Source organism: Methylomonas sp. MgM2, from assembly GCF_054172045.1.
In genome coordinates this window covers 16,966-29,268 of sequence record NZ_JBSYXO010000030.1, presented here as the reverse complement: position 1 = coordinate 29,268, position 12,303 = coordinate 16,966, and the positions used below count along the sequence as shown (strand labels likewise).

The 12,303-nt window shown below is 49.4% G+C and carries 9 protein-coding genes; 3 read left to right on the top strand and 6 right to left on the bottom strand.

The features are described 5' to 3' along the window. The 3 genes from ACW73I_RS18040 to ileS form a co-directional block, all read right to left on the bottom strand. On the bottom strand, nt 1–540 hold the full coding sequence (locus tag ACW73I_RS18040) for a PAS domain-containing protein (RefSeq protein ID WP_458030826.1): 540 nt from the start codon (nt 538–540) through the stop codon (nt 1–3). Between the two features lie 264 nt (nt 541–804). Next, complete coding sequence (lspA, locus tag ACW73I_RS18035) at nt 805–1,284, bottom strand: signal peptidase II (RefSeq protein ID WP_458030825.1); 480 nt, start codon at nt 1,282–1,284, stop codon at nt 805–807. Then, nucleotides 1,277–4,108, bottom strand: coding sequence for an isoleucine--tRNA ligase (gene ileS / locus ACW73I_RS18030; RefSeq protein WP_458030824.1), 2,832 nt, complete (start codon nt 4,106–4,108; stop codon nt 1,277–1,279). The genes lspA and ileS overlap by 8 nt, the downstream gene beginning before the upstream one ends. A 244-nt stretch (nt 4,109–4,352) precedes the next feature. Between ileS and ACW73I_RS18025 the strand changes: the two genes are divergently transcribed. The 3 genes from ACW73I_RS18025 to ACW73I_RS18015 all read left to right on the top strand — a co-directional run bounded on the left by ACW73I_RS18025 (nt 4,353) and on the right by ACW73I_RS18015 (nt 6,319). Beyond that, a complete protein-coding gene (locus tag ACW73I_RS18025) occupies nt 4,353–4,946 on the top strand; it encodes a DUF4124 domain-containing protein (protein WP_458030823.1) in 594 nt (197 codons plus the stop codon). Next, nucleotides 4,943–5,779 (top strand): SDR family oxidoreductase, encoded by an 837-nt coding sequence (locus tag ACW73I_RS18020; RefSeq protein WP_458030822.1) that lies wholly within the window; start codon nt 4,943–4,945, stop codon nt 5,777–5,779. Before ACW73I_RS18025 ends, ACW73I_RS18020 begins: the two co-directional genes overlap by 4 nt. Nucleotides 5,780–5,932: 153 nt before the next feature. After that, entirely contained in the window at nt 5,933–6,319 is a 387-nt protein-coding gene (locus tag ACW73I_RS18015; protein ID WP_458030821.1) for a hypothetical protein, read from the top strand. 85 nt (nt 6,320–6,404) lie between these two features. Here the strand turns inward: ACW73I_RS18015 and ACW73I_RS18010 are convergent, their stop codons facing one another. From ACW73I_RS18010 to ACW73I_RS18000, 3 genes are all read right to left on the bottom strand, one after another. After that, nucleotides 6,405–7,232, bottom strand: coding sequence for a hypothetical protein (locus ACW73I_RS18010; RefSeq protein WP_458030820.1), 828 nt, complete (start codon nt 7,230–7,232; stop codon nt 6,405–6,407). 116 nt (nt 7,233–7,348) lie between these two features. Further along, a complete protein-coding gene (locus ACW73I_RS18005; RefSeq protein ID WP_458030819.1) occupies nt 7,349–9,991 on the bottom strand; it encodes a UPF0182 family protein in 2,643 nt (880 codons plus the stop codon). A gap of 342 nt (nt 9,992–10,333) precedes the next feature. After that, nucleotides 10,334–12,064, bottom strand: coding sequence for a multicopper oxidase domain-containing protein (locus tag ACW73I_RS18000; RefSeq protein ID WP_458030818.1), 1,731 nt, complete (start codon nt 12,062–12,064; stop codon nt 10,334–10,336). Between the last annotated feature and the right edge of the window lie 239 nt (nt 12,065–12,303).

Here is a 12,303-nt window from a genome sequence, read left to right as displayed (position 1 = left end):
TCACACTCCGTTAGGCTTATACAGCTTCAACACTAGATTGTTATAATTCTTGAACCCGTGCTGCCTGACCACATCGAAAAGATACGCCATCGACTGCTCGGGGGCTTCTTTAGCAGAACTGCGCTTTTCTATCGCCAGCATTTCCCGGTAAATCGGGATTATTACCTCAAGTGCAGAACGTGGCGGGTTGCGGCGCACCGAATAGTAGCCTTGCAGTTGCCCCTCTTTATCGTAATCCGGCGTGATATTGGCAAACACCCAGTAAAACCCGCCGTCGGCGCAAAGGTTTTTTGCAAAACCGAAAAATTCCTCCCCGGCCTTTAACGTATTCCACATGAACCGGAACACGCCGCGCGGCATGTCCGGATGCCTAATGATATTGTGCTGCACGCCAAGCAACTCATATTCCGGATAACCTGCTATTTCCATGAATATCCGATTAGCATAGGTTATGCGTCCCGATGTATCCGTTTTCGAAACGATAAAGTCTTCCTCCGCCAACTTTTTTTCAGCGTCGTTCGGTGTAATAGCAGGTTTCATAGTTCATACCTTGTGAAGAATGTTCAATCGAATTCTAGGACTTTTTTATAAAAACACTAATTGGTAACGCTCGCCGTTCGATCGAACAAGGTTTACGGCATCGGCAGGGAAAACTTGAATCATTAAGCAGTCTGCGTCAAGTTAACTGCGTTCAACTCTTTATTAACTTGAACAAGAAATATGTAGAAGGAGTATTTAAATTGGCACTTGTATAAAAAAACTTTCGCTTTACCTTCACGACAGCGGCGTAATGCGAATCAAGCCTTATTTCAAAACACCGGAGGGTTTACGGCCAACACCGAAGCTTTCCAACAGAATCAGGCCAACGCCGATGCAAATCGCCGAATCGGCAATATTGAAAGCGGGCCAGTGCCAGTGTTTGTAATAAACATCCAGGAAGTCGATCACATAACCGTAGGCCACCCGGTCGATTAGATTACCGATGGCGCCGCCGAGTATCATAGACAGCGCAATTGCCATCAATGTCTCATGCTTTTCGAGGCGCATCAACCAAACCGCGATGATGCCGCTCATCACGATGGCCAAGCCGGCGAACAACCAACGTTGCCATCCGCCCGCCTGTGCCAAAAAACTAAACGCCGCTCCGGTATTGTGCGCATACGTCAGATTGAAATAAGGCATCACCGGAATGGACTCGTATAACTGCATCGACGCGTCGATTGCTAATTTGCTGGCCTGATCCAAAATCAGCACCAGCAAGGAAATCCACAACCATTTAAGCATAGCGGCGTATCTCACCATTGCCGACGACGTTTTCTACGCAACGGCCGCATAACTCCGGATGGTCCGGATGCGTGCCGATATCGGCGCGTTGATGCCAGCAACGCACACATTTTTGATGTCGGGACACCGAAACTTTCAACTTAACGCCGTCCAATTCGGTGGCTATCGCGTCACCGGGGCAGTTTTTCATATCGAGCACGTCGGCATTTGACGTGATGAACACGAAATGCAACTCGCCGGCTAGTTTGTTCAGCTCGGCAGCATAAACGCTATCGCAATACAACTCGACTTCGGCATTCAAAGACGCGCCGATGGCACCGTCTTTGCGCAGAAGCTCGAGCTCCTTGCTGACCACGTTCCGCACAGCCATCACTTTTTCCCAGGTGCCACGGTTGATTTCGGCGGCGGCGTCCATCGGGAACAAACCTTCATACCACGTTTCCAGGAACACCGATTCGCCGTGCCGGCCGGGAAGCGCCTGCCAGATTTCATCGGCGGTGTAACTGGTAATCGGCGCCAGCCAGCGTACCATGGCTTCGATAACATGAAACATCGCCGTCTGGGCGGAGCGGCGAGCCAGGCAGTCTTCCTTGGCGGTGTATTGCCGGTCCTTGACGATATCAAGATAAAAACCGCCCAAATCGATGCTGCAGAAATTCAGCACTTTTTGGTAAATCAGCTGGAACTGATAGTCGCTGTAGGCGGCTTTGATTTCTTCCTGCAGTTGCCAGGCTTTGTCGACCACCCAACGATCCAAAGCCAACAAATCATCCTTGCTCACCATATGCTGCGCCGGATCGAAACCGTTTAAATTCGACAAAAGAAAGCGGGCGGTATTGCGCAAGCGGCGATAGGCATCGGAAGTGCGTTTCAAAATTTCGTCGGAAACCGACATTTCGTAGCGGTAATCGCTGCCGGCCACCCATAGACGCAATACATCGGCACCCAGCGACTTCATGACGGTTTGCGGCAATACTACGTTGCCTTTGGACTTGGACATTTTCTTGCCCTCGGCGTCGACCGTGAAACCGTGCGTCAAAACCTCTTTATACGGCGCTACGCCGTTCATCGCCACCGACGCCAGTAGTGACGATTGAAACCAGCCGCGGTGCTGATCCGAGCCTTCCAGATACAAATCGGCCGGGAAGCTTAATTGGTCGCGCCGTTGCAATACCGCGCCATGGGTCACGCCCGAATCGAACCAGACGTCCAGAGTATCGGCGACTTTTTCGTAATGCTCGGCGTCGCCGCCTATCAGCTCGGCGGCATCCAGTTCGAACCAGGCCTCTATGCCTTGCTGTTCGATGCGTTCGGCAACCTGTTCGATTAATTCGGCCGTGTTTGGATGCAGTTCGCCCGTTTCTTTGTGCACGAAAAACGCGATCGGAACGCCCCAGGTACGTTGCCGCGAAATACACCAATCGGGACGGTTATTGATCATCGCTTCGATGCGGGCTTGGCCCCAGTCCGGTATCCACTCGACCCGCATGACTTCACTCAACGCTCTATCGCGCAAGCCATTTTTCTCCATCGCGATAAACCACTGCGGCGTAGCGCGAAAAATGATCGGGGTTTTGTGCCGCCAACAATGCGGATAGCTATGCAGCAACGCATGATGATGCAACAGCTTTCCTCGCTCGTTGAGCTCCTCCAATACCTTGTCGTTGGCGCTGAACACATGTAAACCGGCGAATAGTTCGGTGCCGGGCAAAAACACGCCGTTGCCGCCGACCGGATTGTCAACCGGCAGGTTATATTTCATGCCCACGACATAATCTTCCTGACCATGACCGGGGGCGGTATGCACCGCACCGGTACCGGCATCGATGGTTACATGATCGCCCAGAATAATAGGTACTTGTCGATCGTAAAACGGGTGTTGCAACATCCGGCCTTCCAATACGCTGCCTTTGCAATAAGCGATCACATGATGTTCTTCCACGCCGTATCGCATAACGGCATCCTTCAACAAGGCCTCGGCCAGTACCAAGCGTTCCGGTTTGCCGGCGATCGTGCACTGCACCACGGCATAATCCAGGTCGGGATTCAATGCGACGGCCTGGTTAGCCGGCAAAGTCCACGGCGTCGTGGTCCAAATCACGACCGACAACGGCCCTTGACCTTCATGCGCCGGAACATGGTGGCACTTGGCTAGAAACGCATGTTCGTCGACGACTTGAAAACGAACGTCAATGGCGGGAGAGTGCTTGTCTTCATACTCGACTTCCGCCTCGGCCAAAGCCGAACCGCAATCGGTACACCAATGCACGGGCTTAGCCCCTTTACTGAGATGGCCGTTGGCGGCGATTTTGCCCAATGCGCGTACAATATCGGCTTCGAAGGCGAAGTCCATGGTCAAATAAGGATTATCCCAGTCGCCCAACACCCCAAGGCGTATGAATTCGGCTTTTTGGATTTCAACCTGTTTCTTGGCATAGGCCCGGCATTCTTTGCGGAATTCCGCCGGGCCCACCTTGACGCCGGCTTTACCTACTTTTTTTTCGACCATCAACTCGATCGGCAAACCGTGACAATCCCAACCCGGCACGTAAGGCGCATCGAATCCGGCCAGGGTTTTCGACTTGACGATAATGTCTTTCAATACTTTATTAACCGCATGGCCAATATGAATTGCGCCGTTGGCATAGGGAGGTCCGTCATGCAGTATGAATTTAGGGCGTTCTGCGCAGATTCCACGAATTTTTTGATACAGCTGATTTTCGTTCCACTTCTCAAGCATTTCGGGTTCACGTTGAGCCAGATTAGCTTTCATCGCAAACTCGGTTTTAGGGAGGTTCAGTGTCGTTTTATAATCCGTGGTCATGGTGATAGGTGTGAGCGCTGCATGCAATCGTAAATTAGAGTGATATAGTTTAATCGAGGAACAACACGTTCCCTGGAGGTTGTACCCGCTGCCTGTTCCAAGTATTTTAGAACATGGGATTCTATCACCATCTGCTTCAGCCTAGAAAACTTAAAGCGCGTATTGCCTCAAGTCACCTTGTCGGAAAAACTTCGCTACAATCCAATTAATCAAAAACGCCGATTTTTCATTTTGGAGTTAGAGGATGATCACGCAACTTAGAATTTTATTGATGGCTCTTTGGTTTCCGTTCGCCAGCTGGGCCGGCGTCTATAAATGCATCGATGCTACGGGGCAGACCCATTACCAATCTTCGCCCTGTACCGAAGAAGCCAAAGCCCTGGAAATCAACACCAAAACCGGTGGGCAGGTAGATCTGGGTGCACTGGAAAATCAAAAAATATTGGCTGCCGAACAAAAACAGCAAGAAGAAGCTCAACGGAAAGCGGAAGAGCAAGCCAAACACGACGCCATTGCTTTACGCAAGCAACTCGCGCAAGAGCAATATGCCTTGACTCAAGCGGTTATTAAGCAAAACCCAACTCAGTTTTCCGCTTACGCCATTCCGCCCTATGATCCGAACGGACTACCTAAACAGATAAAGCCATTCGAAGAGCGCCTACCTGATATCGAAAAATTTCGCCGTCTTGCCGCTCAGAAAGCGTTGGCAACGGGCCAATGCAAGCGTGTGGAGGCCGACGAGTTGAACTCCAAGAGCACGAACGAAAAACTGGTGTTTATGATCAATTGCAGCTCCGGTCAGACTTATTACTACAACGAATCCGACTTGGCAGAATGAAGGCTAACTCAAAAACTATTTTAATAACAGGTTGTTCGTCCGGCATCGGTTACGTCACGGCAGGTGTGCTAAGAAAACGCGGCCACCGAGTCATTTGTTCGGCCCGAGACGCCGACGACGTCAGCCGTTTGATTGCAGAAGGCTTCGAATGCTTGCAGTTGAATTTAGCCGATTCGGGTAGCATTCAGCGAGCGGTAAATGATTTGATAAGCATGACTGACGGAAAAATCGACGCTTTGTTCAATAACGGCGCGTTCGGCCAACCGGGCGCAGTGGAAGACTTAAGCCGAGCCGTACTCAGGAATCAATTTGAGACTAATTTTTTCGGCACGCACGAATTAACCAATTTATTGATTCCGTTGATGCGTGAGCAAGGCCATGGCCGCATTATTTATAACAGTTCGGTATTGGGATTTGTGGCAATGAAATTCCGTGGCGCTTACAACGCCAGCAAATTTGCCCTGGAGGGCTTGGCGGATACCTTGCGCCTCGAACTGCGAGGCTCCGGCATTCACGTTTCAGTGATTCAACCCGGCCCGATCGAGAGCCGCTTTAGGGCAAACGCATTTGCAATGTATCAAAGAAACATCGATCCCAGCCGGAGCTTTCATAAGGCCACCTATCAAGCCATGGAAGCGCGCTTGCAAAAAGTTGGTCCGGCGGCTCCATTTACATTGCCGGCAACCGCTGTCGCTGAAAAAGTCGTGCATGCACTCGAAGCAAAGCATCCGCAGTTACGGTATAGGGTCACCGTTCCTACCCATTTATTCGCATGGCTGAAGCGATTATTGCCGACTGCTTGGCTGGACAAAATTTTAGTTAGCGTCGAATAAAGCAAGATTCATTTCACTCGCAGGATTTCATCATTTAGTAACAAACATGCTATCAAACCCCTCAATGTGTGATATTATCAGGGCTAGCATGTAGCCAGTTAAAGTAATTAGCCGCTATATGTGCATCAATAAAAACAACTGTGAGGTTCCTAGATGAAAATTTTTAAAAGTGCAGCTATCGCCTTTTCTTTGACTGTTGCTATGGGTTCTTTCTCGACATCTGCTGTTGCCGAATCTGATCCAGGTCGAATCAGCTATGCACCTGTCGACGTAATCAATGAAGTTAGCAACCGTATTGACGCAGCTGTAACCGCGATCAACAACGGCGCGGAAGATGCCGACGTTGCTGCCTTGATCAAAAAAGCGCGCGATTTTACAAAAGAATTGAACGCTAACGATAAAGTAGCTAGAGAAACTGCCAAAGTTAGAAACCATTTGAAAGCGGCTGAAGCAGCTGCTAAAACTGCGAATCTGACTGAAGCCAAAGAACACTTAGCCACTGCTAAACAAGCAAACGAAGGCTTGAAAGGCTTGCTGTAAGCTTTTTGCCGAACGGGGTGCCGCAATGGCACCTCGTTTTTTCGAAGTAGACCCAACCCGCAACCATCAACTCTTTTCGCAAACTTTACAGATAGAAGTCAACACTGTCTAGCTGTTGCTCCATCCAACACAACAACTCTTTTGCACTGCTTAAGTCGGCATCTCGCCAAGCAATTGCTTCATCACCTTTCACGACTCGCCAGCGATGCAACAAGGATTTCAGTTTTAACGAACGGCTGACTGTAAAATGAAAGGCTTCCAAAATGTCACGATAAACATCGCTGCTTGTCGTAACGATACATTGTTGCCGCAATTGCATTAGTTGATCAATTATGCTTTCTATTTTGGTAAGACAATCATCAACCCACCGCTCAACCAATGCTTCATTAATATCGGCAATAGGAGACCGGGCGCTATCCGAAATAACCTTCATCACCTGAATCAGCTCGCTACTGCTAAATTTAAGCGCCAACTCGTAAAATCCCGCAGCTTCCATTTCATACATCTCGTTAGTCGCATAATCCATATTTGGCTGACAAGCCGTTACCACCGAATAGGTCTTACAGGGAACTGTAAAGGGCAGTTGCGGATAAAAACAGCGACCGCTGTCTTTATCGACGATTTTATGCCCCATGCAAAGCCTGCCCGGCGATTCGTCGCGCTGCCCGGCGATGCCTAAATTGACTAACACCGGCGATTGCGGATTGCCAAACAAAGCCAATGCGTAACCGACCGCACCGGCCATATTGATTTTACCCATGCCGGTCACAACGACCACCCGATCTCTATTTGCATAAACCGCATAAGGATGATCGGCCGCCGGCAAACCGGACAAGCGCCACGCCTTCAATAGCGGCCTGGCCTCGCAAAACAACGCGCAAAATACGAAGGTAGTCGGGCTATTGTCTGGCATGTCCAACAGCCATCAACTAATGCCTAAGCCTTTCCCTGCGCCAATCCGGCAGCCGGACAGCGCGCCCGATAATGACTGTCGCACAAGCATTCATCGACGCTTCGCCGGGAGATAGCTTAAGGCTTCGCTTCGGCCCCTCCCGAAGTACCCGAGCCGGAACCCTGGGCTTCTTTAATGAAGCGGCCTTTCAGGCGATCGAACGCCTTCCATAGCGTCTTATCCATGACGACTTGATTGCCGATCGAAACGATAACCCGCGCCAGCTCAGGCATTTTGGTTTTTTTGGCGAGCATATAGATCGGCTGCACATACAATATCGAATTGCCCATGGGCAAAATCACCATGCGGCCTTTTTTAACCTCAGAACCGATTTGGTTCCACAGTGTAAATTGCGCCGCGATTTCCGGATTCTGATCGATCAAGGCATTGACCTGCGAGGGACCGTTGACCTGGACTTCCTTGGGAAATTTATAAATGGTAACGCCGGGCTTATAGCTGAAGTCGCATTTGTCGTGATCCAGCGTGCTGGCAATACCCACCATGCTCAAATTGTTCCGGTTGACCGGTGTCATAGGGTTGATCATCGCAAACTCTTCCCGGTCGTTGCAGCGATCGAAATCCATCGTAATGAAATAAGGCAATACCGGCTCGTCGTCAACGGTGGCGTATTGCCAGGTCTCGGCCTGCTCATAAAACAATTCCGGAACCATTTGATGGTATTTGGCATAGATCTTCATCTGCATGTAATACAAGTCGCGCGGATAACGCAAATGTTTCAGCAAGTTTTCCGGCATCTCTTCCAACTTCTTAAACAATCCGGGATACGCGCGATCGTAGGCGTTGATAATCGGATCCTTGGGATCGGCAATGTAGTAATCCACCCTGCCGTCGTAGGCGTCGACAACGACCTTAACCGAATTGCGAATGAAGTTGAATTGTTGCGAACCGTCCAGGAAATCGTCGGCCGCCGGCTTTGCCGCCGGATACATGTTGGATAGCGTATAGGCATCCTGTATCCAATACAATCTATCCCGATCTACGACCAAATAAGGGTCTTTATCTAAATGTAAAAACGGAGTCAGCATGTGGATACGCTCGTCGATGTTACGGCGTATCAGCATTTTGCTTTGGGTCGTAATATTGGGCGAGAAAAATATTTTGATGTCCTTAAAATAAAAAGAGAACAACAGTTTTCTAAAATAAGACTGTATCGGGATGCCGGAATTGCCTTTATATTCGGCCGAGTCGCTGCGCTCCGAACCGGAGATGCCCTCGACCACCAAACTATTCGGCACGATCACATAAGGATATTTCTCCTGGCCGTAGTAGATATCGGGATATTTGACCGACAAACCGACGCTGGACGTCATATTCAAGTCGCGCAAATACCAGACGATGGGGATATCCGCGTCCTGGGCCGCGGGCGACATCACCGCGCCGTAACCGTGGGTGTAGCGCATATGGGTGTTTTCCCAGTTTTGGGCTTCCGGCGGCAGTTTATTGATGTTGACCTCGCGCGCCGCCAAATTGACTTGTTGCAAATGACCATGTATGAAATAGCGATCCTCGTCGACCATCATAAAATGGTAATAAGGCCTGATCGCTTGTAACTGTTGATAACTATCGATCAAATACTCCCGGTCCCAAACCGGAATGTTTTCAAAATGCTTGGTGTTCGACCAAGCCTCGATATCTTTGGTGGGATCCAGACTGATGGGAAACTCGATGGTATTGATGTTATTCAGGTCATAAGCATCCAAGGTCGCGTCGATGTTGTATTTCATGAAGGGTCCTTCGGTCCGCGTCGGATTGGGCTTGACGACCAATTGTTCGATCACCTCCGGCAGAAAGCCCCAATTTTGCAGCCCTAAAATAGCTACAAAACTCAACACCGAAATGACGATGGGCGTTTTACTACGATGCTGTTCCGCGAACGCGTAGAAAAGCAACGAGCAAGCGACGATCAAAAAAGTCGCAATCGCCAACCAAATCAACGGCAAGTGGTAGCGTAGGTCGACGAAACCGGGCCCGAAAAATACCGGCTCCCGCGAATTTTGGTACAACAGGGAGAAGCGGTCCAGCATGAAACCCCACTCCACGAACAACACGACGAAACCGAACAACACCGCCAAATGAACTTTGGCGCCGAATGGAAATTCCCGGCCTTGATTCGGGATGAAGCGATGTTCCAGCCAATACAGCACAGCCGTCGCCAAGAACGCCAACGACGCGGTCGTCAGCAATTCTTTCTGAATCAGCATGAAGATAGGATAGGAAAACAGATAAAAGCTGACGTCGTTGCCGTAAACGGGATCGGTAATGCCGGCGTCGCCGCCGAAAAAGAACAGCAAGGCGTCTTCCCATTGCAGATAAAACGGAACGGCGATCGCCACGCCCATCAGAAAGGAAATCGGCGTATAGACCTTGGCCGAGCCATACATGAACACTTCGGAAAATCGCTGGAATCGCCGTCTTTTCCTGTCGTCCAGCAGTACATCATCGGGGGGATTCAAACCTAAATAGCGAGAGGCTATCGAGAAATGAAATTGAAAAACCCCAAAGAAGAATAGCGTAACCGCACCGGAAAACACAAAGCGGTACAACAACCTAAGCCAGAAATAAGCTTCAAATTCCAGCGCTCTGAACCACCATAAATCCACGAAAAAATCGAGAAATACGAAATAGAACGCAACATACACGACGAGCGCGCCGACAAGCGTGGCGCTGATCAAGGCTGGTAACAGTTTCCGGTTACGCATATTTTCCTCTTATTTTTAGAATCTTGGCCCGACTTAAAGTTTTCGGTTCAAACAACTTTCAACCTTAGTGCTGATCGTGGCCATTCTATCATTACAAAGGAACGGATTGAGCGTTCGGCATTCGCTAGGTTCTTTAGGGAACGCTCGGAAAATCAAAATCCCGCAGTCATTTGTATGAGTAATACCATGAAAACGGAAAGACTCGAGCAAAGTAAACCGGTTTTTTGGGAATGATTGACTTGATTCGAAGATCAATTCATCGCCTGGAAACACAAACATAAAACCCCCACCAATTTAAAAAGCCGGTGGGGGTTTTTGTACGATTTAGAACGGCGGATATGCTTATTTACCAAACATGGCTAAGATTTTGTCTCGCTTAGCGTAGACCGTAAAACCCAACAATCCCAACACAAAGCCGTACAACAACTGCCCAAGAAACGATGATTTATTTCCGCCGGCTTCCGACTGGCTACCGAAACCGGCAGCCGGCTGAGCCGTCACAGGAGAAGGCACAAAGGCTTTTTGTTTTGCGTTGGTTATTTCAGGTATGCCTAAGCTTTTCCAGGCATCGTAATCCTGCCAGGCCGCATATTTGCCTTGCCAAAATTCTTTGGTGAAATAGGGCTTAAGACTCATGCCATGCAGCTCGGGTATTCCCTTCTCATTCAGAAAGTCTTTATAAACCACTAAGCTAATGTCGCCGCCTTCGCCTATACCGTCGGTGGTAAATGATTTTTCGACATGGTCATGCATCATCCATACACCTTGGCCGAAACTATTCAAACCGTCGTCCACCCCGCTTAGCTCTAGATCCAAGCGTTGCGCTGGCACCATAGCGTGTACGTCACGTTTGATATAGGTGGAAGGACCGTTATCGACACCGTCGTAATGGGTCGCCATAGGTTTGTGACCGTGGAGATGGATACCGAAGGCCTCCTCATGGCCATTGAGTATGCGCAGTTTTGCTTTTTTATTGGGCTCCATGATGACCAAGGACTCTCTTAAGGTATATGGAAAAGAGCGCCCGTTCAGCATGAAATAATCGGGAGATGAGTCGGTAATGTCGTATTCCTGATTCAGGCGTCTGGCCAGCAAACGCGGATCGTTGGCGGAACGCGCCATTAAATGCAGCTCCTTATCGGCTGACTGATAGTGTAAGTCGTATTCGTAGGCGTATTTTTCTTTGACTGCTACCGAAGGATGTCTGACCTGACCCCCGCCCACATTAAATACCTGCACCCAGTTGTTCGGACGGTTTTCTTCGACGATAAATAGGCCCTGCAAGCCCATAGGGATATGGGTATGCGGCTGCACGTGGCAATGGTAATACATGGTGCCTGGCTGGCGCGGCTTGATCACATAGGTCTTGCTGCTACCGGGCATGACGTCCATTGCTCCGGTTTGACCGACACCATCGTTCCCTTCGCCCCCCATATCCATATAAGGATGATCCACCCCGTGTAGATGAATAGTGTGCGGCAAATAATGACTATTTTCCAGCACCAGCCAGATGACGTCGCCTTGTTCGACACGGATCGGCGGCGACGGTGCTCGCAGCAAGGGATTGGCGATGGGTTCATACAAACTCAACGTCGACATATCGCGGGTTTTAGGTGCGTAAACCCAAAATGTCGGTTGGATGCCGGGTGCGATATCAAAAGTTGTGGTCGGTTCGCGCATGTCCGGCGAATGGCCGTTCAATTCGGCGATTTCCAATTTAATGATGTAATGGTCGGGATCACCGTCACCGTCCATATCATTGCTGACGGTTATCGCATCGGCAGCCAGCTGAGTTCTCATCAGCGTGTCCATCGAAATATTATTGGTACCCTTGACGAATGCGGCGATATCGGCAGGATTGTCAGGCTCACACATCCTTGATTCCTGAATCTCCACACCATCAATCACCTGTGCATCGCGCCATTTAGGATCTACAAAATCAGAGCACACTTCTTCTACGGTACCCATTTTTACATCGCTTGACGCCGGCAACTGATTGGTGACGGCTGTAGCCAAAGGCGACATAGGCAGCAACATGGCTCCACATAGAATGGGAAGTACTTTTTTATGCATAGAAAGCCTCATAAAAATTCACGACGATGTTATTGGATGACAAAAATACGAGTCCAATATCAGGAAATCTTATTACTGTAACCAGAACCCATAGGTAAAGTACAGAAATTATTTCGAAAAATGTTTCTTTTTAGCTCGGGAAGCGAGATGAAAGCTTACCTTTTGTAAAATAGTTATAATCTCGCGATGCAGGTTACCTGACAACAAACGATTGTTTATCTGAACTCTAATCACAGCGT